Origin of the sequence: Streptomyces sp. NPDC046727 (assembly GCF_040645635.1) — a bacterium.
Lineage (GTDB): Bacteria > Actinomycetota > Actinomycetes > Streptomycetales > Streptomycetaceae > Streptomyces.
Window position 1 is genome coordinate 149625 of record NZ_JBEYYR010000017.1, and the last position, 25296, is coordinate 174920.

The 25296-nt window shown below is 70.4% G+C and carries 20 protein-coding genes, 1 tRNA gene and 4 pseudogenes; 11 read left to right on the plus strand and 14 right to left on the minus strand.

What is annotated here, in order from left to right; translation table 11 throughout:
* Positions 1 to 2 precede the first annotated feature (2 nt).
* Positions 3 to 341, minus strand: coding sequence for a transcriptional regulator WblA (wblA, locus tag ABZ937_RS22390; RefSeq protein WP_067116510.1), 339 nt, complete (start codon positions 339 to 341; stop codon positions 3 to 5).
* A 571-nt stretch (positions 342 to 912) separates the two neighbouring features.
* On the opposite strand from wblA, the gene ABZ937_RS22395 reads away from it, so the two are divergent.
* A complete protein-coding gene (locus ABZ937_RS22395) occupies positions 913 to 3258 on the plus strand; it encodes a transglycosylase domain-containing protein (protein WP_361694455.1) in 2346 nt (781 codons plus the stop codon).
* A gap of 151 nt (positions 3259 to 3409) precedes the next feature.
* Here the strand turns inward: ABZ937_RS22395 and ABZ937_RS22400 are convergent, their stop codons facing one another.
* On the minus strand, positions 3410 to 3877 hold the full coding sequence (locus tag ABZ937_RS22400; RefSeq protein WP_361694457.1) for a GatB/YqeY domain-containing protein: 468 nt from the start codon (positions 3875 to 3877) through the stop codon (positions 3410 to 3412).
* Positions 3878 to 3971: 94 nt separating this feature from the next.
* On the opposite strand from ABZ937_RS22400, the gene ABZ937_RS22405 reads away from it, so the two are divergent.
* The 6 genes from ABZ937_RS22405 (at position 3972) to ABZ937_RS22430 (ending at position 7985) form a co-directional block, all read left to right on the plus strand.
* A complete protein-coding gene (locus tag ABZ937_RS22405; protein ID WP_361694459.1) occupies positions 3972 to 4898 on the plus strand; it encodes a metallophosphoesterase in 927 nt (308 codons plus the stop codon).
* A 113-nt stretch (positions 4899 to 5011) separates the two neighbouring features.
* A complete protein-coding gene (locus ABZ937_RS22410) occupies positions 5012 to 5770 on the plus strand; it encodes a Pr6Pr family membrane protein (protein ID WP_361694461.1) in 759 nt (252 codons plus the stop codon).
* A gap of 66 nt (positions 5771 to 5836) precedes the next feature.
* A tRNA-Pro gene (locus tag ABZ937_RS22415) sits at positions 5837 to 5910 on the plus strand.
* 629 nt (positions 5911 to 6539) lie between these two features.
* The gene (locus ABZ937_RS22420; RefSeq protein WP_361694463.1) at positions 6540 to 6902 is read left to right on the plus strand and encodes an RNHCP domain-containing protein; all 363 of its coding nucleotides are present in this window, start codon (positions 6540 to 6542) and stop codon (positions 6900 to 6902) included.
* Between the two features lie 27 nt (positions 6903 to 6929).
* A complete protein-coding gene (locus tag ABZ937_RS22425; RefSeq protein WP_361694465.1) occupies positions 6930 to 7358 on the plus strand; it encodes an RNHCP domain-containing protein in 429 nt (142 codons plus the stop codon).
* 105 nt (positions 7359 to 7463) lie between these two features.
* Positions 7464 to 7985: an N-acetyltransferase gene (locus tag ABZ937_RS22430; RefSeq protein ID WP_361694467.1), complete on the plus strand. Its 522-nt coding sequence runs from the start codon at positions 7464 to 7466 to the stop codon at positions 7983 to 7985.
* Positions 7986 to 8113: 128 nt separating this feature from the next.
* Here ABZ937_RS22430 and ABZ937_RS22435 read toward each other — a convergent pair.
* The 3 pseudogenes from ABZ937_RS22435 to ABZ937_RS22445 form a co-directional block, all read right to left on the minus strand.
* Positions 8114 to 8568 (minus strand): annotated as a pseudogene (locus ABZ937_RS22435) (IS5 family transposase); the annotation flags it as partial.
* 32 nt (positions 8569 to 8600) lie between these two features.
* Positions 8601 to 8744 (minus strand): annotated as a pseudogene (locus tag ABZ937_RS22440) (DDE endonuclease); the annotation flags it as partial.
* Positions 8741 to 8992, minus strand: a pseudogene (locus ABZ937_RS22445) (winged helix-turn-helix domain-containing protein); the annotation flags it as partial. The pseudogenes ABZ937_RS22440 and ABZ937_RS22445, both read right to left, overlap by 4 nt.
* Positions 8993 to 9375: 383 nt before the next feature.
* Between ABZ937_RS22445 and ABZ937_RS22450 the strand changes: the two are divergent.
* On the plus strand, positions 9376 to 9750 hold the full coding sequence (locus ABZ937_RS22450) for a hypothetical protein (protein WP_361694500.1): 375 nt from the start codon (positions 9376 to 9378) through the stop codon (positions 9748 to 9750).
* Positions 9751 to 10020: 270 nt separating this feature from the next.
* Here the strand turns inward: ABZ937_RS22450 and ABZ937_RS22455 are convergent.
* Positions 10021 to 10223: pseudogene (locus tag ABZ937_RS22455) on the minus strand (IS5/IS1182 family transposase); the annotation flags it as partial.
* Positions 10224 to 10369: 146 nt separating this feature from the next.
* Here ABZ937_RS22455 and ABZ937_RS22460 point away from each other — a divergent pair.
* Positions 10370 to 10663 carry a hypothetical protein gene (locus ABZ937_RS22460; RefSeq protein ID WP_361694469.1) on the plus strand — a complete coding sequence of 98 codons (294 nt, stop codon included), beginning with the start codon at positions 10370 to 10372 and terminating at the stop codon, positions 10661 to 10663.
* Between the two features lie 61 nt (positions 10664 to 10724).
* On the opposite strand, the gene ABZ937_RS22465 is transcribed toward ABZ937_RS22460, so the two are convergent.
* The 6 genes from ABZ937_RS22465 to ABZ937_RS22490 all read right to left on the minus strand — a co-directional run bounded on the left by ABZ937_RS22465 (position 10725) and on the right by ABZ937_RS22490 (position 18192).
* The gene (locus ABZ937_RS22465) at positions 10725 to 11408 is read right to left on the minus strand and encodes a response regulator transcription factor (protein WP_361694471.1); all 684 of its coding nucleotides are present in this window, start codon (positions 11406 to 11408) and stop codon (positions 10725 to 10727) included.
* Between the two features lie 134 nt (positions 11409 to 11542).
* Positions 11543 to 12211: a potassium-transporting ATPase subunit C gene (locus tag ABZ937_RS22470; RefSeq protein WP_361694473.1), complete on the minus strand. Its 669-nt coding sequence runs from the start codon at positions 12209 to 12211 to the stop codon at positions 11543 to 11545.
* Positions 12212 to 12216: 5 nt separating this feature from the next.
* Complete coding sequence (gene kdpB, locus ABZ937_RS22475) at positions 12217 to 14346, minus strand: potassium-transporting ATPase subunit KdpB (RefSeq protein WP_361694475.1); 2130 nt, start codon at positions 14344 to 14346, stop codon at positions 12217 to 12219.
* On the minus strand, positions 14346 to 16007 hold the full coding sequence (gene kdpA, locus ABZ937_RS22480; protein ID WP_361694477.1) for a potassium-transporting ATPase subunit KdpA: 1662 nt from the start codon (positions 16005 to 16007) through the stop codon (positions 14346 to 14348). Before kdpA ends, kdpB begins: the two co-directional genes overlap by 1 nt.
* An 8-nt stretch (positions 16008 to 16015) precedes the next feature.
* Positions 16016 to 16105 (minus strand): K(+)-transporting ATPase subunit F, encoded by a 90-nt coding sequence (gene kdpF, locus ABZ937_RS22485; RefSeq protein ID WP_037672136.1) that lies wholly within the window; start codon positions 16103 to 16105, stop codon positions 16016 to 16018.
* 245 nt (positions 16106 to 16350) lie between these two features.
* Positions 16351 to 18192, minus strand: a complete 1842-nt coding sequence (locus ABZ937_RS22490; protein ID WP_361694479.1) for an APC family permease — start codon at positions 18190 to 18192, stop codon at positions 16351 to 16353.
* Between the two features lie 142 nt (positions 18193 to 18334).
* Here ABZ937_RS22490 and ABZ937_RS22495 point away from each other — a divergent pair, with 142 nt between their 5' ends.
* Positions 18335 to 18835 carry a hypothetical protein gene (locus tag ABZ937_RS22495; protein WP_361694481.1) on the plus strand — a complete coding sequence of 167 codons (501 nt, stop codon included), beginning with the start codon at positions 18335 to 18337 and terminating at the stop codon, positions 18833 to 18835.
* Between the two features lie 138 nt (positions 18836 to 18973).
* On the opposite strand, the gene ABZ937_RS22500 is transcribed toward ABZ937_RS22495, so the two are convergent.
* Positions 18974 to 21454 (minus strand): ATP-binding protein, encoded by a 2481-nt coding sequence (locus ABZ937_RS22500; protein WP_361694483.1) that lies wholly within the window; start codon positions 21452 to 21454, stop codon positions 18974 to 18976.
* A 235-nt stretch (positions 21455 to 21689) separates the two neighbouring features.
* Between ABZ937_RS22500 and ABZ937_RS22505 the strand changes: the two genes are divergently transcribed.
* A complete protein-coding gene (locus tag ABZ937_RS22505) occupies positions 21690 to 23264 on the plus strand; it encodes a Na+/H+ antiporter (protein WP_361694485.1) in 1575 nt (524 codons plus the stop codon).
* Here ABZ937_RS22505 and ABZ937_RS22510 read toward each other — a convergent pair.
* Positions 23194 to 24717 carry a hypothetical protein gene (locus ABZ937_RS22510; protein WP_361694487.1) on the minus strand — a complete coding sequence of 508 codons (1524 nt, stop codon included), beginning with the start codon at positions 24715 to 24717 and terminating at the stop codon, positions 23194 to 23196. The two genes, ABZ937_RS22505 and ABZ937_RS22510, sit on opposite strands and share 71 nt — an antisense overlap.
* Between the last annotated feature and the right edge of the window lie 579 nt (positions 24718 to 25296).

The following is a 25296-nucleotide window of genomic DNA, read 5'->3' on the forward strand; positions in this document are numbered from 1 at the left end:
CCTCAGCTCACCGCCGCGTAGTTCTCGTACACCTCGTCGCTGTCGAGGGGCACGATTCCCGCGCCGCGCTCGTACTCCGAGCGGGCGGTTTCCAGCAGTCTGCGCCACGAGGTCACGGTGGGCCGCCGGCGCAGCAGTGCGCGGCGCTCCCGCTCCGTCATGCCTCCCCACACGCCGAATTCGACGCGGTTGTCCAGCGCGTCCGCCAAGCACTCCGTGCGTACCGGACATCCGGTGCACACCGCCTTGGCCCTGTTCTGCGCTGCTCCCTGAACGAACAGTTCATCCGGATCGGTAGTGCGGCAGGCAGCCTGCGCACTCCAGTCGGTTACCCAGCCCATACCGGCGCCGTCCTCTCCCGAATCGAGGCTCCCCCACGGCGGCAGCGGCATATTCACCGCCGCCAGTTGAGGACGTTACGGAAGGTGGGGACAGCGCAACACCCCCTTCGGGCCCAATCTTGAATGGCCCGAACGGACTATGGGTAAGCGGCAGATCACCCGCGGGAGTGAGCTGACGACATGCGTGATCAGCCCGGCAAAGCGGGACAGTCGTGGTACGACACACCGGGCGCCGCGTGACACACGCGGCGGATTCGGGCTCGCCCCCCTCAGGAAACGGGGCACGTTCCCGGAGAATTTCGGACTGCGTCCGGAACGTTTCGGGGTCGCCGGACGTATTGATACGTGGCCGCACAGCTGTGACAGTTGAGAGCAGCTTAGGCCAATGCCTGCGCGCGTGTCCGGCGAATGGGAACGTAGGCATCCCGCTTTGCCGTGCCGTGACGCGGACCCGCCCGCTCCGGTGGGCTCCCATGGTTCCTCAGGCGGTACGTCACGATCCGGTACTCGGAACATCCCGAGAAGCGGTCGCTCCCTCGGAACGCTCAACAGTACGGATTAGGCTGCCCCCATGCCAAAGAAGCGCTCGGGCGGCGGTCTGTCGCCCATGCAGCAGGCCGCCAAGTTCCTCGGTGTCAGTGTGCTCGCCGGAGCTGTGATGGCGGGCATCGCGCTGCCCGCGGCCGGCGCGCTGGGCCTCGCGGCCAAGGGCTCGGTCCAGGGCTTCGACGAGATCCCGGCCAATCTGAAGAGTCCCCGGCTGAGCCAGCGCACCACGATCCTGGACAACCGGGGCAACCAGATCGCGACCGTCTACTCCCGCGACCGTACGGTGGTCGACCTCAAGGACATCTCGCCGTACATGCAGAAGGCGATCGTCGCGATCGAGGACTCGCGCTTCTACAAGCACGGTGCCGTCGACCTCAAGGGCGTGCTGCGCGCCCTGAACAAGAACGCGCAGGAGGGCGGGGTCGCCCAGGGCGCCTCCACGCTCACCCAGCAGCTGGTGAAGAACTACTTCATCGAGGAGGCCGGCGACGACCCGACGAAGGTCGCCGAGGCCACCCAGCAGACCCTGGGCCGCAAGATCCGCGAGCTGAAGTACGCGATCCAGATCGAGGACAAGCTCGGCAAGAAGAAGATCCTTGAGAACTACCTGAACATCACCTTCTTCGGCGAGCAGGCCTACGGCGTCGAGGCCGCCTCCCAGCGGTACTTCTCCAAGCACGCCAAGGACCTGAACGTGCAGGAAGCGGCGCTGCTGGCGGGCATCGTGCAGTCCCCGAGCCGCTACGACCCGGTCAACGACGAGGCGGAGGCCACCAAGCGGCGCAACACCGTCCTGCAGCGCATGGCGGAGGTCGGCGACATCTCCCAGAAGGAGGCCGACCAGGCCAAGGAGAAGCCGCTCGGCCTGCACACCAGCCGTCCCAAGAACGGCTGCATCACCGCGGTGAAGGGCGCCGGCTTCTTCTGCGACTACGTCCGCCAGGTCGTCCTCACCGACCCGGTCTTCGGCAAGTCGAAGGAGCAGCGGGCCAAGCTCTGGAACCAGGGCGGCCTGACGATCCGTACGACGCTCGACCCGCAGGCCCAGGAGTCCGCGCAGGCGTCCATCAAGGACCACGTCTACAAGAGCGACGCCGTGGCGACCGCCGCGACCATCGTCGAGCCGGGCACCGGCAAGATCCTGGCCATGGGCCAGTCCCGCCCGTACGGCGTCAACATCAAGAACGACGAGACGACGATCAACCTGTCCGTCAACTCGGACATGGGCGGCGGCGCCGGCTACCAGCCCGGTTCCACGTTCAAGCCGATCGTCGCCGCGGCGGCCGTCGAGGGCGGCAAGCAGCCGACGCAGGAGTACTCGTCGCCGTACGAGATGGCGTACCCCAGCCCGGTGAACGCCTGCGACGGCAAGGTGTGGCGCAACGACCGGTACCGGCCGGCCAAGCTGAAGAACGAGAACGAGTCGGAGCACGGCCCGTACGGCATGGAGGAGGCGACCGCGAAGTCGGTCAACACCTACTACGTGCAGCTGATCAGCGACATCGGCATCTGCCCGGTCATCGACATGGCCAAGAAGATGGGCGTGGCGCGCGCCGACGGCCGCAAGATCGACCAGGCGCCCTCCATCGCGCTCGGCACCCAGGAGATGTCCCCGCTGACGATGGCGAGCGCGTACGCCACCTTCGCCTCGCGCGGGATGTACTGCACGCCGGTCGCCATCGAGTCGGTCACGCAGAAGGTCGGCAGCGAGCAGAAGTCCCTGCAGGTGCCGAAGTCGACCTGCTCGCGGGCGATGTCGGAGAACACCGCCGACACGATCAGCACGCTCCTCAAGGGCGTGGTCGAGGACGGCACCGGCCAGGAGGCCGGCCTCGGCAGCCGTCCGAGCGCGGGCAAGACGGGTACGACGGACGAGCGCTACGCGGCCTGGTTCGTCGGCTACACGCCGAACATGGCGGGCGCGGTCTGGGTCGGCGACCCGCAGCACAAGCGCAAGATGACCAACATCACCATCGGCGGCGTCCCGCACGCCAAGGTCTACGGCGGTGAGGTCCCGGGCCCGATCTGGCGCGACATGATGAGCGGTGCGCTGGAGGACAAACCCGTGGAGGACTTCCACCTGATCGACATCCCCGACGTCACCCACGAGGACGATGATCAGGGAAAAGGCCACCGGGGGGAGGACGGGAACAACGGGGACACGACGGGGCAGGTGATCGGGGGACTGATCGGCGGCCCGACGGACGGGGGAGCGACCGGCGGCACCACGGGTGACACCGGCGGCGACATCGGCGGCGACATCGGGGGCGCCTTCCCGACGCCGACGTTCTCCGTCCCCGAGAACTTCATCCAGGGCCAGGGGAACGGCGGGAACAACGGCAACGGTATCGGGGGCGGCCGGGGCTAGCGCGTTCGCGGTACGACGGCGGGGCCGCACCTCCGGGAGGGGGTGCGGCCCCGCGGTCGTGTCGGCGGTGTTGCCGTGCCAGCCAGCTGCGGCATGAGGGCTGCCAGCCCTGTTGCAGCGGGGGTTGTCAGCCCTGGAGCAGTGGGGGTTGTCAGCCCTGGAGCAGCTTCTTCACCGCGGCGGCGACCCGGCCGCCCTCGGCCTGGCCGGCCACCTTCGGGTTCACGATCTTCATGACGGCGCCCATGGCGCGCGGCCCCTCGGCCCCGGCGGCCTTCGCCTCCTCCACGGCCTGGGCGACGATCGCGTCCAGCTCCTCGTCGGACAGCTGCTTGGGCAGGTACTCGGCGAGCACCTCGCCCTCCGCCTTCTCCCGCTCGGCCGACTCGGCACGACCACCCTGCTCGAACGCCTCCGCGGCCTCCCGGCGCTTCTTCGCCTCGCGGGTGATCACCTTGAGGATCTCGTCGTCGGACAGCTGCCGCTTCTCCTTGCCCGCGACCTCCTCCTTGGTGATCGCGGCGAGCGTCATCCGGAGCGTCGAGGAGCGCAGCTCGTCGCGCCCCTTGATCGCGGCGTTGAGGTCGTCCTGCAGCTTCGACTTGAGCGTGGTGGTCATGACCACGATTGTCGCAGGTGCACCGCCGGCTACGCCCGCTCATTTATCCGGCGGCCGGTCTCGTCGCCGTCAACCGGTCTGACACGATGGGCGTATGCGCGCGCGATACGGAATTCCCCTGGGGATCGTGGCGGCCGGCGCCGCCGGCCTGGTGTATGCGGCGGGCTTCGAGGCCCGCTCCTTCCGCCTCCGACGGGTCACCGTCCCCGTCCTGCCCCCGGGCATGCGCCCGCTGCGTGTGCTGCAGGTCTCCGACATCCACATGGTGAGCGGACAGCGCAAGAAGCAGCGCTGGCTGCAGTCGCTGGCAGGGCTGCGCCCCGACTTCGTGATCAACACGGGCGACAACCTCTCGGACCCCGAGGGCGTCCCCGAGGTCCTCGACGCACTCGGCCCCCTGATGGAGTTCCCGGGCGCGTACGTCTTCGGCTCCAACGACTACTACGGCCCCAAGCCCCGCAACCCCGCCCGCTACCTGCTGGAGAAGGCGAGCGGACGCCACGGTCTGAACGGCAACCCGCCGGTGGTGGGCGCGATCCACAACCCGTGGGAGGACCTGCGGGACGGGTTCGACGCGGCGGGCTGGCTGAACCTGACGAACACGCGGGGCGCCCTGAAGGTCGAGGGCATCTCGATCGAGCTGACCGGCCTGGACGACCCGCACATCAAGCGCGACCGCTACGCCCAGGTGGCCGGGGGCCCCTCGGAGCCGCACGACTTCTCCCTCGCCGTCGTCCACGCTCCGTACCTGCGGGTACTGGACGCGTTCACGGCGGACGCCTACCCCTTGATCCTGGCCGGCCACACGCACGGCGGCCAGCTGTGCATCCCCTTCTACGGCGCCCTGGTCACCAACTGCGACCTGGACGCGGACCGAGTGAAGGGCCTGTCCACGCACACGGCGGAGGGCCGTACGTCCTACCTCCACGTCTCGGCGGGCTGCGGCACCAACCGCTACACCCCGGTCCGCTTCGCCTGCCCACCGGAGGCGACGCTGCTGACGCTGGTGGCGCGGGACTAGACCGACTGGGCGACTGGGCCGACCAGGCGGGGCCAGGCGGGTTGGGCCGGGGGGTAACCCACCCGGCCCAACCCACCTGGCCGCCCCCCTCCCCCACTCCTAGCGTGAGGGGCATGACCGCCCCGATACCCAGGGAGATCCCGGACCTGCCCGCGGTCCCGGGCCCGCCCCTGCTGCTGCCCGCCCCGGTCCCGGCCACGGCAGTGGTGGCCCCCCTCCGCCGCCCTCTGGCCGCGTTGCTCCGTCTCCTGATCGCCGTGGCGGCGGCCGGCGGCGTCGCGCTGGAGCTGCTGCTGGGTACCCCGGCCCGCACCCTGAGCTACTTCAGCGTCCAGACCAACATCCTGGTGACCGTGGTCATGCTCCTGTCGGCGGCGAGGGCCTGGCGGGCCCGCCGCGCACTCCCGTCCGCCGTGACAGGCGCCACACTCCTCTACGCCGTGATCGCGGCGCTGGTCTACCACCTGCTCCTGGACCACACGACGCCCCCGTTCTCCATGACCGGCGCGACGACGGCCCCGGAGCGCTGGCACGCCCAGTGGGCGGCCCTCCAAGTCCTCCACGTGCTGGTCCCGGCGGCGGTCGTCCTGGACTGGCTCCTCCTCACCCCCGCGGCCCGCCTGCACCTCCGCCAGACCGCCGCCTGGCTCCTCTACCCCCTGGCCTACCTGGCCTTCTCCCTCATCCGGGCCGCTTTCCTCGCACCCTCGAACCCGGCCCGCTACCTCTACCCCTTCCTGGACGTGACGGCCCACGGCTACCGCAGCACCCTGGCCAACGCCCTCCTCCTGGGCCTCGCGATCTACACCCTTGCGGTCCTCCTGGTGGGCCTGGACCACACCCGCCCGACCCCGACCCGCCACCGCGCCTAAACCGGATTTCGTCTACAGCCAGCAGTGGGCTAAAGTAAACGACGTCGCCGCGACAAGCAGCGACATCGGGGTGTAGCGCAGCTTGGCAGCGCGCTTCGTTCGGGACGAAGAGGTCGTGGGTTCAAATCCCGCCACCCCGACAGCCGCAAGACCAGGTCAAGGGCCTGATCCTCTCAGAGGGTCAGGCCCTTCCTGCACCTGCGGTGATCGTTTGGGGAAATTCGGGAGAAGGATCATCCGCGCCTGACCGCTACGCCGTGCCGGCGGAGCGGCCGAATGGTGAGCTCCCGCCGCCTTGGGGTCCATGTCAGCCCGCGCCGCTCCTGTCTTCGTTCATGACCGCCTTACTGATCGTTTCAGAATGATGTTCGCCAGCTGCCCTTCCATGCAGGCGTCCGGCTGGGGTCAGGCTCTCCAGGACAGGTGCGGTTGGACCGTGCCTCTGGGGGCGGGGTGAGTCGAATAATGCTTTGACAGCCCCGGAAGGCGTCCTGTTAGCTTCCAGGCAGTCGTTCTGATTCGTTCTGGGCCTGTGTGCCCTGGAAAAGGGTGTTTGATGACCCGGCCCGCGCCGAGTGCGCCTCGCCACACCGCGTAACCGTCCGTAGTCTTCCGCTGCCCGTTTCTCCGGGCCGCTGCCGGACGTGTCTTCCGGTGTTCTGACCTGCCTGCCCGCCGCCGTCCTGGCGGCGTCATCGGGCTGCCCTCTGACGAGGCCACTCGGCCTGCTCTTGCTGCTTTTGACCACTTCCCAGCAAGGAGCATCCGGGTGTCCAGCCACACCACCAACAACAACGCCCTCAGCACCTTCGCCTGCGCGTGGTGCGGTCTGACCGTGTCCGCGTACGCCGCCGACGGCTCGCCGCGCAACCACTGCCCGTCGTGCCTGCACTCCCGGCACATCCTCGACCACGCCGAGGGCGGCACCAGCGACTGCGAGGGCCGGATGTCCCCGATCGCCATCGCCGTGCTCCGCACCGGTGACTGGATGGTGATCCACCGCTGCGTGCGCTGCGACGAGCTCACCTCCAACCCGGTCTGCACGGACGACAACCAGCTCATCCTGATGCGCATGGCAGTCCGCCCTCTGGCCCAACCGCCTTTCCCGCTCGAAGCGTTCGGAACCCTCTGACCGCCGGACGGGACAAGGAGCACCACCGTGTCACGTAACAACCGCAGCAACCGCAGCAACCGTGGGCTGCGCCGTCCGCAGCGGCACAAGGACGTCCTGCACACTCAGGGCGGTCACCGGGCCAACGACTTCCGGTGCGCCTCTTGCCGACTGGACGTGTCCCTGGACGCGCCCGGGACCGCGCACCGCAACCACTGCCCGAACTGCCTGGCCAGCCTGCACGTCGACCGGAAGATCCCGGGCGACCGCGACGCGGACTGCCGGGGCCGGATGGAGGCGCTGGGCATGTCCGTCCGTACCGACGGCGAGTGGATGATCATCCATCAGTGCGCTACGTGCGGTGAGCTCAGTGCCAACCGCATCGCGGGGGACGACAACCCGCTCGCCCTGGTCCGCCTGGCCCTCAGACCCCTCGCCGATCCCAAGGCCGTCGGCCGTGCCCTGCTCACCCTGTGACCAGGGCACGGCGGCCCCGGGCGGGGCGCGCCCGCAGCCGTGCCCCGCCCCGCGGCTCCACCTCGACCACGACTTCGACCACCACAGAAACGGAACATTCCCACAGTGAAGATCAGGACCGGGACCCTCCACGACACGGACCGCGTACGCGAGGTGATCACCGCCGCCTTCGGCTCGCCAGAGGACGCCGACCTTGTCGACGCCCTGCGCGCCGACGCGTGCTGGATCCCCGAACTCTCCCTTGTTGCCGAGGACGAGAACGGCACCGTCATCGCGCACATCCTGTTCACCCGCGCCGGAATCGGCGACGCCCCGGCGCTGACCTTGGCCCCGGTCTCCGTCGACCCCGCCTACCAGGGCACCGGCATCGGCAGCACACTCATCCGCGGCGGCCTCGACACCGCCCGCGCCCTGGGCGAGCACACCGTCACCGTCCTCGGACACCCCAGCTACTACCCGCGGTTCGGCTTCGAACGCGCCGACGCCCACGGGGTCACCTGCACCCTGAGCGCCGGCCCCGACGAGGCCAAGATGGTCCTCTCCCTGGACGGCGACCCCATCCCGTCCGGTGACATGACCTTCGGCAAGCCCCTGGCCGACGCCATCAGTGCCTACCAGCCGGAATAGCCGCAACAGCGAAGCCCCGGGTCTCTGATCTGGCGCTTCGCCATGAAGCGCATGACGGGAATCGAACCCACCCCATCAGGCCGTGACCCACCGGCACCTGGCAATGTTCAGGTGCCTTACCGATCATTTCAGAACGCGGTCCGGAGTCGTCGGAGGCAGATGATGCTGCAGGCGAGACCGAGGAGACCCTGGTGGAGGTCAGCGCGTCGCTCGTAGCGGATGCGCAGTCGCTTGAACTGGTGCAGCCAGGCGAAGGCGCGCTCCACGACCCAACGCACCTTGCCCAGTCCGGACCCGTGGGCGACGCCGCGTCGGGCGATCAGCGGCTTGATTCCGCGCTTCCACAGCAAACGACGGTACTTGTCGAAGTCGTAGCCACGGTCGGCGTACAGGCGCCGGGGCCTGTGCCGGGGGCGTCCCCGCAGGCCCCGGATCGACGGGATCGCGTCCAGCAGCGGCAGGAGCTGGTGGCGTCGTGGTGGTTGCCGCCGGTGAGCGTGACGGCCAGCGGGATTCCGTGGCGGTCGACGATCAGATGGTGCTTGGAGCCAGGGCGGGCGCGGTCGACGGGCGAGGGGCCAACATGGTCCCCCCTTTGAGGGCCCGGACATGACAGGGCCTGTAGATCAGCCGGGAGGGTTCGCCGGGTCTGTAGCAGGCCAGGGCGGCCACTGATGAGCGGCGGCGGGAGCGGCCCCGCACGCGGACCACAGGGGTGTGGCCGCGGCGGGACCGGGTGCGGGTGGTCGGCGGCGTCATCGAGAATCCGGCCTCGTCCTCGAAGACGAGCCAGGCTCCGAGCGCCGCCACGGTCCTTCCACCTGGGGTCAGGTCTCCTTCACCCAGCCGGCCACCAGGGTCTCGTCTCGCTCGATCGCACGCCGGGCGGGGACCTGGCAGCTCCAGCCATGCCGCTTGAGCAGGGCGGCCACCCCTTGCACGGCGTAGCTCTTGTGGAAGCGGCGCCCGATCAGCGTCCTGATCCGCGACAGGGTCTTAGGCGGCCACTTCGGCGCGAGCCTCGAAGATCACGGCCCCAACCTCGTGCTTTACCGGGCAAGGTCCACAGACTGCCCGACGCGCCGGAAGCTTACGGGGCCATGATCACTCGCGCCGAAGCAGCTCCGGCCCAAAGCCGTTCCGCCGACCTGGCGTCGCTGCTGAGGCAAGCGATACGCCGGACGTGACAGCACAGCGCCTGCCATAGCCAGCATGGCGTAACCCCTCGTGCATCGGCGCTGGATGCATGGTGACGTTGGGACTGCATTGGTGGCAGCAAGTCACTGATTCACAGCTCAGCGTGAGAGAGGGAATCCTGCCCATGCCTCCGATCCCACTGAAACCTGGCGTCTACAAGCTTCACGCCCACATCGTTGGTCCGAGCTCCTTGGTGACTGCCACCGAGTACGCCGTGAAGTACGGCGCCCCCGTCATCACCGACCGCCTCAATCCCCTCCCGATCGAACAGGAGTGGGTCATCGAGCCCGTCGAGCCGGAGCCGGGAGCGCCCTACATGATTCACCTCGCCGCCCACGAGACCGCGGGGCTGGTGATCGCCGAGGACAAACTCTGGGTCAACAGCGTCCCCAGCAGCGAGTGGGCGAGGTTCACCTTCGAGCCGGTTCTCGGCGGCGTCAAGATCCTCTCGGAGAAGGGCCTCGCCTGGTCCGCTAGCCACCGCGGCGCGCAGATCGAACTCACCACACCCAAGCCCGAGTTCCAGCAGACGTGGACCCTGGAATTCGTGCGCCCGATCGACGAGTAGCAAGGGAAGGCCTGGTGCGACCGGCGTTGGTGCCAGCCGACCCTGGGCCATCTCTGGGCCGTCCGGTTCCACGGTGAGAGACACATCAGCCCAAGGTCGAACGCTGGGTGAATTGCTTCGGGACGAAGAGGTCGTGGGTTCGAATCCCGCCACCCCGACGCCGTAGTACCAGGTCAGGGGCCTGATCCGCTTAGCGGGTCGGGCCCCTGAGTGGTTCGGGGGCGTTTGGGGGCCGTTTGGGAGCCGGGTTCGGAATCCGGCTTCCGGCAGTGCGGGCAGGTCGTGGGCACGGCCCGCCGGCGCAGGTGAGAGGCGCAGCAGCCGACCCTTCGGGGCGGTGACCTCCTGCGCGTCACCCCATGCCGACGGTGCTTGTGGGGATAGTCCGCGCGCGAGTCACCGACCCGGTCGCACTCGGCGAAGGTGCCGTGTTCACGCAGGCACACCAGTGCCACCATCGCGCGCCGAGACGGACACGAGCACATGAGGAGGTCGAGTGCGGCAGGATGGATGGCCAACGAGGCCCGCGGACAGCGTGATTGAGTCTTCGGACGTCTCCACCACCGGCCCGGGGACCTCGCTCGTCAATCAATGAAGAACTGCACGAATCGGGGGCAAGATGAGTAATCTCGGGGCGTATCAGGTCATCACGACCGCGGCGAAGGAAGCTGGTGGCGTCGACAAGCTCATCAGCGCCATCAAGAAGGCCGCCGTGGATGGCGCGGCTCTGAGGCTGCGCGTGCAAGGTGTGGGAATCGGAGTGACGGGCACGCTGGTGGTCGGTGGAGCAGTCGCCGCGGCCAGTCGCCTCAGAGGTGCGAAGAAGGCGCGTCAAGAACGAGCCGAAGAGGCTGAGAAGCTGCTGAAGGCGAAGCTTCAGGAACCGGGGGATGCGGAGCGGAACGGTTCCTGAAGCGAAGCGATCCGGGGCGACCGTGCACGGGAGTGGATCCGGAGCTTGCCCCGTGCCATGGTCACCCTTCGAAGCGGTAGCCCATGCCCGGCTCGGTGATGAAATAGCGAGGGTGGGACGGGTCCGTCTCCAGTTTGCGCCGTAGCTGGGCCATGTAGACGCGCAGGTAGTTGGTCTTGGTGCTCTGCGGAACACCCCAGACCTCCTGGAGCAGGTGCTTCTGTGTGATCAGGCGGCCGGGGTGGGTGACCAGGATCTCCAGCAGGTGCCATTCGGTCGGGGTGAGGCGGACGTCCTTCCCGTTCCGTACGGCCTTCTTCGCGAGCAGGTCGAGGGTGAAGCCCTCCGTCTCGACCAGCGTCGTCTCGGGGGCCGTCGGCGCGGCCTCCGTGCGGCGGACGGCGGCCCGCAGCCGGGCGAGCAGTTCGTCCATGCTGAACGGCTTGGTGACGTAGTCGTCGGCGCCCGCGTCGAGCGCGGCGACCTTCTCGCCGGACGCCTGACGGGCCGACAGGACCATGATCGGGACGCGGGTCCAGCCGCGCAGGGCCTTGATGACGTCGACGCCGTCCATGTCGGGCAGGCCGAGGTCGAGCAGGACCACGTCCGGCTGACGGGCCGCCGCCAGCCGTAGCGCGGTGGCGCCGTCGGGGGCCGCGTCCACGCCGTACCGGCGGGCCCGCAGGTTGATCACGAGGGCCCGTACGAGCTGCGGGTCGTCCTCCACCACGAGCACCCGGGTCATGGGTGTGTGCCCTTCCTCTCGTACGTCGGGCCGAGGGGGCGCCGGATGCGAGGCAACCGACGTAGCGGTGGCGGGAGTTGACCAGCCTGGAGTGACTGCCGGCCGCCAACTCCCGCGCGTGTCGCGTAATCCCATCAGCGCTTTGCCGCGAGGTCCTTGAGCGCGATGTTGAGTTCCAGGACGTTCACCCGGGGCTCGCCCATGAAGCCCAGGGTGCGGCCTTCGGTGTGGTCCCTGACCAGCTTCTCCACCGCGGCGACGGACAGGCCGTTCTTCGCGGCGACCCGGTGGACCTGGAGCTCGGCGTACCGCGGGGAGATGGCCGGGTCCAGGCCGGAGCCGGAGGAGGTCACCGCGTCTGCGGGGACGTCGGACGGCTTGACCCTGTAGCCGGGCACCGAGTTGTCCCTCACCACGGCGGCCTTGGCGTCCTCGACCTGCTTGATCAGGTCCTTGTTGTCGGCGGCGAGGTTGGTGGCGCCCGAGAGGATCAGCTTGTACCGGGTGTTGACGCTGTTGCTGCCGAGGCCGTTGGCCGGGCGGCCCTGGAACCACTTGAGGTCGGGCTCCGGGGTCTCCTGCCCCTTCTTCAGCGGCAGGTTGTACGACTGCCCGATCAGGGACGAGCCGACGACCTTGCCGTCCGCCTTGATCTCGGAGCCGTTCGCCTTGTCGTGGAAAGCCGCCTGGGCGATGCCGGTGATGATCAGCGGGTAGGCGACGCCCGTCATCAGGGTCAGCACCAGCAGGGCGCGCAGGCCCGCGCCGAGCAACTTGGCCGTGTTCACAAAGGAGTTGTTCATGGCGATCAGCCGATCCCGGGGATGAGGGAGATGAGCAGGTCGATGATCTTGATGCCGATGAAGGGCGCGATCAGGCCGCCGAGGCCGTAGATCCCGAGGTTGCGGCGGAGCATCCTGTCCGCGCTCATCGGCCGGTACCGCACGCCCTTCAGGGACAGCGGCACCAGCGCGATGATGATCAGCGCGTTGAAGACGACCGCGGACAGGATCGCGGAGTCGGGCGAGGACAGCTGCATGATGTTCAGCTTGTCCAGGCCCGGGTAGACCGCCGCGAACAGCGCCGGGATGATCGCGAAGTACTTCGCGACGTCGTTGGCGATGGAGAACGTCGTCAGCGCACCGCGCGTGATCAGCAACTGCTTGCCGATCTCCACGATCTCGATCAGCTTGGTCGGGTTGGAGTCGAGGTCCACCATGTTGCCGGCCTCCTTGGCGGCCGACGTACCGGTGTTCATCGCCACGCCGACGTCCGCCTGCGCGAGGGCCGGGGCGTCGTTGGTGCCGTCACCGGTCATCGCGACGAGCTTGCCGCCCGCCTGCTCCCGCTTGATGAGGGCCATCTTGTCCTCGGGGGTGGCCTCGGCGAGGAAGTCGTCGACGCCCGCCTCCTCGGCGATCGCCTTCGCGGTCAGCGGGTTGTCACCCGTGATCATGACCGTCTTGATGCCCATGCGGCGCAGTTCCTCGAAGCGCTCCCGCATGCCGTCCTTGACGACGTCCTTGAGGTGGATGACGCCCAGGACGCGGGCACCCTGGTCGTCCTGGATCGCTACCAGCAGGGGCGTGCCGCCCGCTTCCGAGATGCGGCCGGCGATGGCGTCCGCGTCCTTGGCGACCATGCCGCCCTGCTCCTCGACCCAGGCGATGACCGAGGCGGTGGCGCCCTTGCGGATCCTGCGGCCGTCGACGTCCACACCTGACATCCGGGTCTGGGCGGTGAACTCGATCCACTCGGCGCCGGCCAGCTCGCCCTGGTGGCGTGCGCGCAGGCCGTACTTCTCCTTCGCCAGTACGACGACGGAACGGCCCTCGGGCGTCTCGTCCGCGAGGGAGGAGAGCTGGGCGGCGTCGGCGACCTCCGCCTCCGTCGTCCCGCGCACCGGGACGAACTCGGATGCCTGGCGGTTGCCGAGGGTGATGGTGCCGGTCTTGTCGAGCAGCAGCGTGGAGACGTCACCGGCGGCCTCGACCGCACGGCCGGACATCGCGAGGACGTTGCGCTGGACCAGGCGGTCCATACCGGCGATGCCGATCGCGGAGAGCAGGGCGCCGATGGTGGTCGGGATGAGGCAGACCAGCAGGGCGACCAGCACGATCATCGTCAGGTGCGTGCCCGCGTAGTCTGCGAACGGCGGCAGGGTGGCCACCGCCAGCAGGAAGACGATCGTCAGCGACGCCAGCAGGATGTTCAGCGCGATCTCGTTCGGCGTCTTCTGCCGGGCGGCGCCCTCGACCAGGTTGATCATCCGGTCGATGAAGGTCTCGCCGGGCTTCGTCGTGATCTTGATGACGATCCGGTCGGAGAGGACCTTCGTACCGCCGGTGACGGCCGAACGGTCGCCGCCGGACTCACGGATGACCGGGGCCGACTCGCCGGTGATCGCCGACTCGTCCACGGACGCGACTCCCTCGATGACGTCGCCGTCACCGGGGATGATGTCGCCGGCCTCGCAGACCACCAGGTCACCGATGGTCAGGGCCGTGCCCGGCGCCTGCTCCTCGGTGCCGTCCTTGAGCAGCCGGCGCGCCACCGTGTCGGTCTTGGCCTTGCGCAGGGTGTCGGCCTGCGCCTTGCCCCGGCCCTCGGCGACCGCCTCCGCCAGGTTCGCGAAGATCACGGTGAGCCACAGCCACGCGCTGATCGTCCAGCCGAACCAGTCGCCCGGGTCCTTGAAGGAGAAGACGGTGGTCAGGACCGACCCGATCCACACCACGAACATCACGGGGGACTTGACCATCACCCGCGGATCGAGCTTGCGGAACGCGTCCGGCAGCGACTTGACCAGCGCCTTGGGATCGAAGAGGCCTGCGCCGACACGGCCCTCGGCGGGCCGGTGCCCGGTCGGTGCGTCCCGATGGGGCGCGAGAGTGGGTGTGGACATCGAGTCCTCGTGCTTCTGTACGTCGGTGCTCATCACGCCAGCCCTTCGGCGAGCGGGCCCAGCGCCAGGGCCGGGAAGTACGTGAGACCGGTGATGATCAGGATCGCGCCCACCAGCAGGCCGGTGAACAGCGGTTTCTCGGTGCGCAGGGTGCCCGCCGTGACCGGCACCGGCGTCTGCCCGGCGAGCGAGCCGGCCAGCGCCAGGACGAACACCATCGGCAGGAAACGGCCCAGCAGCATCGCGAGTCCGGTCATGGTGTTGAACCAGTCGGTGTTCGCGTTCAGGCCGGCGAAGGCCGAGCCGTTGTTGTTCGACGCGGACGTGAACGCGTACAGGACCTCCGAGAAGCCGTGCGCGCCGGAGTTGAGCATCGAGTGCGGCGGGGTCGGCAGCGCCATGGAGGCGGCCGTGAAGACCAGGACCAGCGCCGGGGTGATCAGGATGTAGCAGGCGGCGAGCTTCATCTCGCGGGCGCCGATCTTCTTGCCCAGGTACTCGGGTGTACGGCCGACCATCAGACCGGCGATGAACACGGCGATGACCGCCATGATCAGCATGCCGTAGAGGCCGGAGCCGGTACCGCCGGGCGCGATCTCGCCCAGCATCATGCCGAGCATGGTGATGCCGCCGCCGAGGCCGGTGAAGGAGGAGTGGAAGGAGTCCACCGCACCCGTCGACGTCAAAGTCGTCGAGGTCGCGAAGATCGACGACGCGCCGACCCCGAAGCGGACCTCCTTGCCCTCCATCGCGCCGCCGGCCGCCTGGAGCGCCGGGCCGTGGTGCGCGAACTCGGTCCACATCATCAGCGCCGTGAAGCCCAGCCAGATCGTGAACATCGTGGCGAGGATGGCGTAACCCTGCTTCACCGAGCCCACCATCACCCCGAAGGTGCGGGTCAGCGAGAACGGGATCACCAGGATCAGGAAGATCTCCAGCAGGTTCGTGAACGGCGTCGGGTTCTCGAACGGGTGGGCGGAGTTGGCGTTGGCGAGACCGCCGCCGTTGGTGCCCAGCTCCTTGATGGCCTCCGTCGACGCGTACGCGCCCCCGCCCCACTGCTGCGAACCGCCCATGAACTGCCCGACCTCGTGAACGCCGGAGAAGTTCTGGATCGCGCCGCAGGCGACCAGGATCACCGCGGCGATCGCGGCACCCGGCAGCAGGATCCGGAACGTGCCCCGCACCAGGTCGGACCAGAAGTTGCCCAGCTCACCGGTGCGCGAGCGCGCGAAGCCGCGCACCAGCGCCACCGCGACGGCGATACCCACCGCGGCGGACACGAAGTTCTGCACGGCCAGCCCGGCGGTCTGCACGACGTGCCCCATGGTCTGCTCGCCGTAGTACGACTGCCAGTTGGTGTTGGTCACGAAGGACACGGCCGTGTTGAACGACTGCGCCGGGTTGACCGAGTCGAAGCCCATCGAACCGGGCAGGACGCCCTGGAGCCGCTGGAGCAGGTAGAGGAAGAGGACGCCGACCGCCGAGAAGGCCAGGACGCCGCGCAGGTAGGCGGGCCAGGTCATCTCCGTGTCGGGGTTGGCACCGATCCCCTTGTAGATCCACTTCTCCACCCGCAGGTGCTGCTTCGAGGAGTAGACCCGGGCCATGTAGGTGCCCAGTGGAATGTAGACGAGCGCCAGCGCGCCCATCAGGGCGAGCAGCTGGAGCACGCCGGCCGGTACGGGACCCATATCGTGTCTCAGAACCTCTCCGGGAAGATCAGGGCGAGGACGAGATAGCCCAGCAGGGAGACGGCCACGACCAGGCCGACGACGTTCTCGGCGGTCACAGCTTCGTCACCCCCTTGGCGACGAGAGCCACCAGCGCGAAAGCCGCGATCACGGTGACGACGAAGGCCAGATCGGCCATCGTGAACTCCTGAAGAGGTTCGGGGGTGGAACAAGGACGGTTCGAGGAAACCGCCTCCCTGGCCGGATCCGGACGTCGTTGACGGTCCTCTTACGGCCTCCCCCGCGGCTTTGACGGTCCTCTTACGGCTCCTGATCGATACCGGCCGGTAACTGAGCGTGCTCTTCAGGGGATCCGGAAGCGCAGCCGGCAGATCACCGCGTCCGTCTCCCGCCGTACGGCGTGCGCGACGACCGCGCCCCTCTGGTTCTGCAGCAGCCGCTGCCACAGCCGCTCCGGCTCCGTCTCCGGGATCAGCACGGTCACCCGCGTGGCCGGCTCGGCCGCGGCCACCTCACGGACGTACGCGGCGATGGGGCGGCCCAGGCTGCGCCGCTCGCACGGCAGCCGCACCAGCTCCACACCCGGGTCCCACTCGGCCCACGCCCGCTCCAGGGCGTGCAGCTGGGCCCGGTCCTCGGGGTCCGGGTAGCACACGGTCACCGCACGGACCTCGTCACCGAGGGAGGCGGCGGCGGTCAGGGCCTCCGAGGTGAGCCGGGACAGGGAGGCGACGGGGACGATCACCAGCGAGCGGTCCCGGTGCGGGGCCTCGGGGATCCGGCCCAGGGCGAGTCGGCCGCCGATCCGGTCGTAGGCACGGTGCACGGCGCCGAAGGCCGCGACCAGCAGCGGCAGCGCCACCACGATCAGCCAGGCGCCCTCCTCGAACTTGCTCGCGGTGACGACGACCGTCGAGACACCCGTGAGCAGCGCGCCGAAGCCGTTCAGCAGGGCCTTGCCCCGCCATCCCCTGCCGCGCTCCTGGCGCCAGTGCCGGACCATGCCCACCTGGGCGATGGTGAAGCCGACGAACACCCCGATGGCGAACAGCGGCACCAGGGTGTTGGTGTCGCCGCCCGAGAAGACCAGCAGCGCGGCGGAGACCAGGGCGAGGGCCAGCACGCCGTGCCGGTGGACCTGGCGATCGGCCTTCAAGGCGAAGACGTGCGGCGCGTAGTTGTCGCGGGCGAGCAGCTTCAGCAGCACCGGCAGCCCGCCGAACGACGTGTTCGCCGACAGGGCCAGCAGGATCATCGTCGCGAACTGGATGACGTAGAAGGCCCCGTTGTGGCCGAGGGAGGCGTCCGCGAGCTGCGCGAGGACGGTGACGCCCTCGACCGGCTGGAGGTGGAAGCGGCCGATCAGCACCGACAGTCCGATGAGCATCAGGCCGAGGACGGCGCCGAGCGCGACCTCCGCGCGCTGGGCCCGCCGTACGCGCGGGACGCGGAAGGAAGGGACGGCGTTGGCGATCGCCTCGACGCCGGTCAGGGCGCTGCACCCGGAGGCGAACGCTTTCAGCAACAGCAGCACTCCCACCGCCGAGGCGTTGCCCGCGACCACCGAGGCGTGCCCGGCAGTGGTCACCGTGCTGACCGGAGCCGACCGGAACAGACCGACCGCGATCAGCACGAAGATCGCCCCGACGAACACGACCGTCGGCACGATGAACACCTTCGCCGACTCCACGATGCCCCGCAGGTTGACGCCCGTGATCAGCACGAGCACCGCCAGGCACAGCCACAGCCGCTCGCCGTACAGGGACGGGAACGCGGAGGTCAGGGCGGCCACGCCCGCCGTGACCGCCACGGCCACGTTCAGGACGTAGTCCAGGATCAGCGAGGCCGCCGCCACCAGGCTCGTCCGCGCTCCCAGATGCCCCTTCGCGACGGCGTAGGAGCCGCCGCCGTCCGGGAAGGCCGCGATGACCTGCCGGTACGACGCCACCAGCACCGCCAGCAGTCCGGCGATGGCCAGAGTGACCGGCAGGGTGAAACCGAGGCCGCGGGCACCCGCGCCGGCCAGCACCAGCACGATCGCCTCCGGGCCGTACGCCACCGACGCCATGGCGTCCAGCGACAGCGCGGCCAGGCCGGTGACGGCGGTCAGCCGGTGTCGTTCGCCGGTATCAGGCGGTTCCTCGTCGGCGGGGGTGGCGCCGGACTCCGTGGTCAGGACGGTCATCAGTGCGTGCTCCTTCTTTCTGTGCGGATGCGGCAAGGTTGTGTCCGTTTCCGACCACGTCCGACGGATCCTTACGAGACCTTGGCGCCCAACCCCAGGACGATGACGGGACCTTGACGCGCGGCGCCTCTACCGTCCTCTCATGGAGACAGCGCACGACCGCCGCTGGGCGCGGGACGTCAAGGACGCCGTCCGGTGCGCCGGCGTGCTGCTCCTCCTGCTCCTGCTCGTCGACTGGGGGTCGGGCCGGTTCACGCCCTGGCGCGGCCTGTTGTGGCTCGCGCTCGCTCTGCTGCTGTTCCTCGTGCTGTTTCCCGCGCGCGTCTCGGCCGGTGAGGGCTGGCTGGCCGCGCGGCGACTGCTGTACGAGCGCCGGGTCAGGACCGACCTGCTGGTGTCCGTGCGCTGCCTGGGCGGCGTGTCCCCACGGCTTCTGCTGCGCGACGCGTCCGGGGCGCGTGTCGAGATCGACCCCGAGGTCCTGGTGAACAACCCCGACCTGTGGCGCCGCTTGGAGGAGGACGCCGGGAAGGCGGCGGCCGACGGTCTGCTGCTGTGCGGGCAGACGGCGCTGCGCCGGCTCTCGGCCCGCGTGGACCGCGAGACCGCGCTGGCCGTGTTCAAGGCGTCCGGACTGGAGTGACCAGGCGTCATGACCTCCAGCCGGCGGGCGCGCGCCGCGAGCCGGGCGACGATCACACCGGGGCGAGGCGGTCCCGCAGTGGCCAGGCGGGAGCCGGGGCATCCGTGCGGTGCGGCCTCCAGGCGCCTGTCTCCGTGCTCATCGCGCACCTCCTGTGGCCCCCGCGGTCCGCTCCGCGAGCGGCAGCGACACGACCATCGTGAGACCGCCGCCGGGCGTGTCCTCGGGGCTGAGGGCGCCGTTCATCGCCTCGGTCAGGCCCCGGGCGAGGGCCAGCCCGAGACCGAGGCCGGTGGTGTTGTCGGTGTCGCCGAGCCGCTGGAACGGCTCGAAGAGCCGCTCCCGGCCGGCCTGGGGAAGTCCGGGGCCCCGGTCCACGACCCGCAGCTCCACCCGGCCCGCCAGCGCGCTGGCGGTGACCAGCACCTTGTGCCCCGGCGGGGTGTGGCGGACGGCGTTGGAGGCGAGGTTGGCGATCACCCGCTCCAGCAGCGGCGGGTCGGCCAGCACCGCCGGGATCTCCTCCACGTCCGCCGTCCGCACCCCGGGGATGTCGGCGAGCGCCGTGGGCAGGACCTCGTCCAGCGAGGTCGGGCGCAGGTTCAGGGTGAGGGCACCGGCCTCCAGGCGGCTGAGGTCGAGGAGGTTCTCCACGAGACGGCTGAGCTTGGCCATGGACTCGTCGGCGGTGGCGAGGAGTTCGTCGCGGTCCTCAGGGGAGAAGGTGACGTCGCGGCTGCGCAGGGAGGTGACGGCGGCCCAGCCCGCGGCGAGCGGGGTGCGCAGGTCGTGGCCGACGGCCCGCAGCAGCGCCGTACGCATCCGGTCGGCGGCCTTCACGGGCTCCACCTCGGCCGCTGCCTCGGCCAGCCGGGCCCGCTCCACCGCCGAGCCGACGTGCGCGGCGAACGCGGCCAGCACCCGCCGCTCGGACGACGACAGGGCGCGTCCGCGCAGCACCAGGTACGCGCCCGGACCGGCCGGAACGGACGTCACGCCGTCCGTGTCCGGCGGCTCGTCGGCCAGCTCCGCCGCCTCCATGCCGAAGGTCTCCCGCGTCCGCTCCAGCAGGGCCGGGATCGTCGCCTCGCCCCGGACGATGGTGCCGGCCAGGGACGACATGGTCTCGGCCTCGGCGGTGGCGCGGGCGGAGCGGCGGGACAGCCTCAGGGAGCGGTCGACGACCCCGGCCACGGTGGCCGCGACGACCGCGAACACAGCGAGGGCCAGCAGGGCGTTGGGCTCGTTCAGGGTGAAGGAGCCGATGGGCGGGATGAACCAGTAGTTGAGCAGCAGGGACGCCGTCACCGACGCGATCACCGCGGAGGTGACCCCGCCTATGCAGGCCACCCCCACCACGGCGAGCAGGAACAGCAGGGCCTCGCTGGTCAGGTCCAGCGTCCCGCGTACCCGCGTGAGCACGGCGGTGAGCAGCACGGGCAGCACCAGGCCGGCCACCGGGCCGGCGATCAGCCGGGCCGTGGACAGGGTCCGGCGCCGGGACGGGAGCAGGGTGCCGCGTCCGGCGCGCTCGTGGGTGACGCGGTGGACGTCGATGTCGCCGGACAGCTCGGTGACGGTCTCCCCCGTGCCGGATCCGGTCAGGAACCGCTGCAGACGACCGCGTCTGCTGGTGCCGAGGACGAGCTGGGTGGCGTTCTCGGCGCGGGCGAACTCCACCAGGGTGCTCGCCACGGCGTCGCCGACGACCGAGTGGTAGCTGCCGCCGAGGTCCTCCACGAGCCGGCGCTGCCGGGCGAGGGAGGCCGCCGAGACCCCGCCGGCCAGGCCGTCGCTGCGGGCCACGTGCACCGCGAGCAGGTCGCCTCCGGCCGACCGGGCGGCGATCCGCGCGGCCCGCCGGATCAGCGTGTCGCCCTCCGGGCCGCCGGTCAGGGCCACGACGACCCGCTCCCGGGTCTCCCACACCCCGCCGATGCCGTGCTGCGAGCGGTACTCCTGGAGCGCCTCGTCCACCCGGTCGGCCACCCACAGCAACGCCAGCTGCCGCAGGGCGGTGAGGTTGCCGGTCCGGAAGTAGTTGGCCAGGGCCGCGTCGATCTTCTCGGGGGCGTAGATGTTGCCGTGCGCCATGCGGCGGCGCAGCCCCTCCGGGGGCATGTCCACCAGCTCTATCTGCCAGGCGCGGCGTACGACCTCGTCGGGCACGGTCTCGTGCTGCGGGACGTGGGTGATCTTCTCGACCACGTCGTTGAGGGATTCGAGGTGCTGGATGTTCAGCGCGGTGATGACGTCGATGCCGGCGGCGAGGAGTTCCTCGACGTCCTGCCGGCGCTTGGGATTGCGGCCCTCGCCGGGGACGTTGCTGTGGGCGAACTCGTCCACGATCGCCACCTGCGGCCGACGGGCGAGGACCGCGCCCAGGTCCATCTCCTGGAACCCTCCGCCGCGATAGGTGCAGGATGCGCGCGGGACGACCTCCAGGCCGTCGAGCATCGCCTCCGTGTGCGGGCGCCCGTGGCACTCCACGAAGCCCACCACCACGTCCGCCCCGCGCGCGGCACGGCGCCGCCCCTCGTCGAGCATCCGGTAGGTCTTCCCGACCCCCGGGGCAGCCCCGAGGTAGACCTTCAGTCGTCCGGGCCGTACGTCACTCATCGCCGCCGACGCGCTCCGCTCACTGGATCAGCTTCCCCATCGTGAAGCGGGGCTGCCCCCAAGGAAGCTCTTCCGCGAGCCCGGCGGGCCGAGTCTTGGCGGTTCCTTGGCGCCGGTCCCGGGGACCTTGACACTGTCTTGACGTGACCTGGGCCGATAGGGTGAAAGCGGTGTGCCGGGAAGTCTGGTCGGCGGGGAGCCGGGGCGGTTCCTCTCGTAGCCCCAGGGGGACGGCATGCGGAGCGTCGGTACGGTACTCGCGTTGGTCATCCTGGCCACCGTGGTGGCCACCTTCGCGCGCCGCTGGCGCATCCCCGCCCCCTCCCTGCTGGTCGTCGCCGGTCTAGCCGTGGCCCTGCTGCCGGGCACCCCGCAGATCGGGATCAGTCCCGAGATCATCGGCCTGGTCGTGCTGCCGCCGCTGCTCTACGCGAGCGCCGAGGACATGCCGTGGCAGGAGCTGCGGGCGGTGTGGAAACCGGTCGGGATCCTCGCCATCGGCCTCGTACTCGCCTCCGCGGCGGCCGTCGCCGCGGTGGCCGTGCTGCTCACCCCCCTGTCGTGGCAGATGGCGTTCGTGCTGGGCGCGGTGCTGGCCAGTACCGACCCGGTGGCGGTGACCGCGCTCGGCCGCAGGCTCGCCCTGCCGCCGAAGGTGCAGGTCCTTGTCCAGGCGGAGAGCCTGTTCAACGACGCGACCTCGCTGGTGCTGGTCCGGGTGGCGGCGGGCATCGCGGTCGCGTCGGCGGCGGCGGACTGGGGCGCGGCGAGCGGCCAGTTCCTGGTGCTGGCCGGCGGTGGCACGGTGATCGGCGCCGCCGTGGCCGGGGTCGTGGCGCTGATCCGGCGGCGTACCGAGGAACCGGTCCTGGAGACGGTGATAGCGCTGGTCACCCCGTACGCCGCCTATCTGCTGGCGGAGGCCGCGCACACCTCCGGCGTGACCTCCTGCGTGGTGGCAGGCGTGGTTCTCGGCGGCCGGGGCGACCGCCTCACCAACGCCCGCATCCGCCTCCAGCTCCACGCGGTCAACGGCACGGTGGTGTTCCTGCTGGAGAGCGTGGTCTTCTCCCTCATAGGGCTGGCGCTGCCCGCGCAGGTGCGGGCGCTGGCCGACGGCGACCGGACCTGGCCGCTGTACGCCCTCGCCGTCGCCGCCACCCTCGTCGCCGTACGGCTGCTGTGGCTCGCGCCGCTGTCGGCGGTCGTGCAGCGCGAGGGCGGCTTCGGCCGCATGAACTGGCGGGTGCCGATGGTGCTGACCTGGGCCGGCACGCGCGGGGTGATGCCGCTGGCCGCGGCCCTGTCCATCCCCGAGGTCACCAAGAGCGGCGGCACGCTGGCGGACCGCCCCCTGGTCCTCGTCCTCACCACGTCGGTGGTGGTGGTCACCCTCGTCGTCCAGGGCTTCACCCTCGCCCCGGTCGTCCGCGCCTCCGGCATCGCCCTGGAGCCCGCCCATACCGAACGCGAGGAGACCGAGGCCCGCTCCCGTCTCGCCCACGCCGGCCTGGCCCGGCTGGAGGAGCTCGCGGAGCTGGAGGCCGTCCCCGACATCGTCCTCGACCGGCTCCGCCGCGGTCTGAACGCCCGCCTGGAGGACGCCCGCGACCGCCTCGCCGACAGCGAGGGCACCGCGGCGGCCGGCGAGTCCGCCGACCTGGTCTACCGCCAGCTCCGGCGCGACCTGATCGCGGTGGAGACGGAGGAACTCCAGCGCCTCTACGACACCCACCGCATCAGCGACACCACCCGCCGCCGGCTCCAGCGGTCACTGGACCTGGAGGAGGCGCGGCTGGCGGACGCCTAGGCCAGGCCCTCTCGTTCGGATCATCCCGGCGTCGCGGGCCTACCGGAACTCTGCCAGCCGTGGCCGCAGTCCGAGCAGGGTGAGCACCATCGCCGCGAGCAGCAGGCCGCCGGCCCAGGGCAGCAGGCCGCTCACCGCCGAGCGGCCCGCCCGCACGGAGGAGGTGAAGTGGGGCGCGGTTGATGTCCGTCACCTCGTCCAGGGCGGCCATCCACGCGCCGAAGTGGGCGTTGGAGGTGCCCGGCTTCCAGTCCATGCAGAACTCCACGGCCTCGCGTTCCCTCCCTTCCGCGAGCAGCGCGCGGATCCTGCGGTCGTCGCGCTGGTAGACGGCGTACGTCCGCACGGTCTGCTCGGCCGCGGCGCGTTCCCCGGGGAAGGTGATGTTGTCCAGCTCGCGCCGGAACTCGCCGGTGAAGCGCAGATCGTGCCGGTCGGCCCCGTAGGCCCGCCGGCTGTCGGCCAGCCCGTCGTCGTACGTGTCGAGGGTCGCGCCCTTGATGCCGTACAGCTTCTGCGACTTGGCGAGGAACGAGCGCGCGTACTGGTCGCGGCGCTCGGGGTCGAGCAGGTAGCGGCTCTCGTCGGCGTTGGCGTCGTAGGCGACGGCCCGGGCGCGGGAGAGCGCCACGACGGAGTCGAAGGCGTCGCGGCGAGCGCCGCGCAGGTTCCCGGCCGACGAGGTCAGCATCTGCGCGCCGAGGATCACCGCGAGCAGGGCGCACACGGTGGCGGCGAGGAGAGGCGGGTTCAGAATCCGGTGGAAGCGCCGGGCCAGGTACCACTGGAGGACGCCGAGGACGGCCGGCAGCAGCACACCCATGACGAGGACGGCGGCGAGCTGCGCGGAGAGAGTGGAGCGTGCGGCACCGTACTCCGCGTCGAAAGCGCGGTCGTTGGCGGACACCAGCGTGCGTGAGTCGGGCAGGAGCCTGCCCTGCAGCAGGTCGGTCGCCCTGCGGTAGTCGGCCAGGGCGGCCGGCTTGCCCCCGGCGCGGCCGTCGTTCTCCAGGGCGCGTCCGATCAGCTCCTGGTACTCGGCGAAGTCGCCGGTCAGGTTCTCCACCGTCTTCTCGGCGGACCGGTCGCCCTCGGCCGCGACGGCGAGGGTCCGCAGGTCGTGCCCGATCTCGCGCCGGGCGTCCCCGTAGAAGCCGACCGCCTTGTCGTACGGGGTCCGCAGGCGTCCCTTCCCGGCGTCCCCGCTGGACAGCAGGATGTTGGCAGCCTGGGCGTCCATGTCGTTCAGGGCGAGATTGAGGTCGGCGGCGCTGGTGGTGCGCGGCGCGTCCCGTCCGGCGACGCTGTCCCAGGTGCCGTACGCGGCCAGCCCGGCGACGGTCAGCAGCAGCGTCACGGCGACGGCGAGCAGGAGCGTGGCCGCGCGCAGAAGGCGCAGCCGCGCGGGCACGGTGGCCCAGAAGCGGCGGTGCAGAGCGGCCCGCGCGGCCACGACCTGCCGCCCGAGGCGCAGCCCCGGACCCGGACCGGCCGTCTGCGAACCCCCTCGCTGCCGTGGTCCGGGGCTGCCCCCGAGCCGGGCGACCACCGCTCTTCGTGGCGCGCCTTCCTCGGTCCGAGGACTCTGCGCTGAGCCGGCCGTGAGAGTCACGGTCCCTCCAACGTCACGCCACGGACGGTCGCCCGTCCCCCGTTGACGATCAGTCTGCGACCGGATCCGGCCACACATGGCTTGCGTTGACGCGTCCCTGACGGCAATCCAGCCTTGTTTGACGGCACGTTGACGGCGCTCTCCGCCGGACCGTATGGGTGCCGCAAATTCCTCCCGCATCACGGGGGTTCGGGCCGTGAACCGGGCTAGGTTCGCTGTCGGCCGCCGCCGGGGCCACGGACGTCAGTGGCCCCGCACGAGGGGCGGAGTCCCCACTCCGCGGTGACGCGAAGGCGGTCCGGCGCGTGTCCGAGGGGACACGCGCCCGCGCAGGACGCCTGTCGTCGTCCCATCGCCGGCGTCCGTGCGCCACCGTGCGGTGCCGGGGCCCCCCGGCAGGGGCGACCCCCCCCGGAGCGC

Excerpts from the sequence above, each read along its gene's own strand:
- wblA (WP_067116510.1), bottom strand. The coding sequence starts at position 341 with ATGGGCTGGGTAACCGACTGGAGTGCGCAGGCTGCCTGCCGCACTACC.
- ABZ937_RS22395 (WP_361694455.1), top strand. The coding sequence starts at position 913 with ATGCCAAAGAAGCGCTCGGGCGGCGGTCTGTCGCCCATGCAGCAGGCC.
- ABZ937_RS22400 (WP_361694457.1), bottom strand. The coding sequence starts at position 3,877 with ATGACCACCACGCTCAAGTCGAAGCTGCAGGACGACCTCAACGCCGCG.
- ABZ937_RS22405 (WP_361694459.1), top strand. The coding sequence starts at position 3,972 with ATGCGCGCGCGATACGGAATTCCCCTGGGGATCGTGGCGGCCGGCGCC.
- ABZ937_RS22410 (WP_361694461.1), top strand. The coding sequence starts at position 5,012 with ATGACCGCCCCGATACCCAGGGAGATCCCGGACCTGCCCGCGGTCCCG.
- ABZ937_RS22460 (WP_361694469.1), top strand. The coding sequence starts at position 10,370 with ATGAGTAATCTCGGGGCGTATCAGGTCATCACGACCGCGGCGAAGGAA.
- ABZ937_RS22465 (WP_361694471.1), bottom strand. The coding sequence starts at position 11,408 with ATGACCCGGGTGCTCGTGGTGGAGGACGACCCGCAGCTCGTACGGGCC.
- ABZ937_RS22470 (WP_361694473.1), bottom strand. The coding sequence starts at position 12,211 with ATGAACAACTCCTTTGTGAACACGGCCAAGTTGCTCGGCGCGGGCCTG.
- kdpB (WP_361694475.1), bottom strand. The coding sequence starts at position 14,346 with ATGAGCACCGACGTACAGAAGCACGAGGACTCGATGTCCACACCCACT.
- kdpA (WP_361694477.1), bottom strand. The coding sequence starts at position 16,007 with ATGGGTCCCGTACCGGCCGGCGTGCTCCAGCTGCTCGCCCTGATGGGC.
- ABZ937_RS22490 (WP_361694479.1), bottom strand. The coding sequence starts at position 18,192 with ATGACCGTCCTGACCACGGAGTCCGGCGCCACCCCCGCCGACGAGGAA.
- ABZ937_RS22495 (WP_361694481.1), top strand. The coding sequence starts at position 18,335 with ATGGAGACAGCGCACGACCGCCGCTGGGCGCGGGACGTCAAGGACGCC.
- ABZ937_RS22500 (WP_361694483.1), bottom strand. The coding sequence starts at position 21,454 with ATGAGTGACGTACGGCCCGGACGACTGAAGGTCTACCTCGGGGCTGCC.
- ABZ937_RS22505 (WP_361694485.1), top strand. The coding sequence starts at position 21,690 with ATGCGGAGCGTCGGTACGGTACTCGCGTTGGTCATCCTGGCCACCGTG.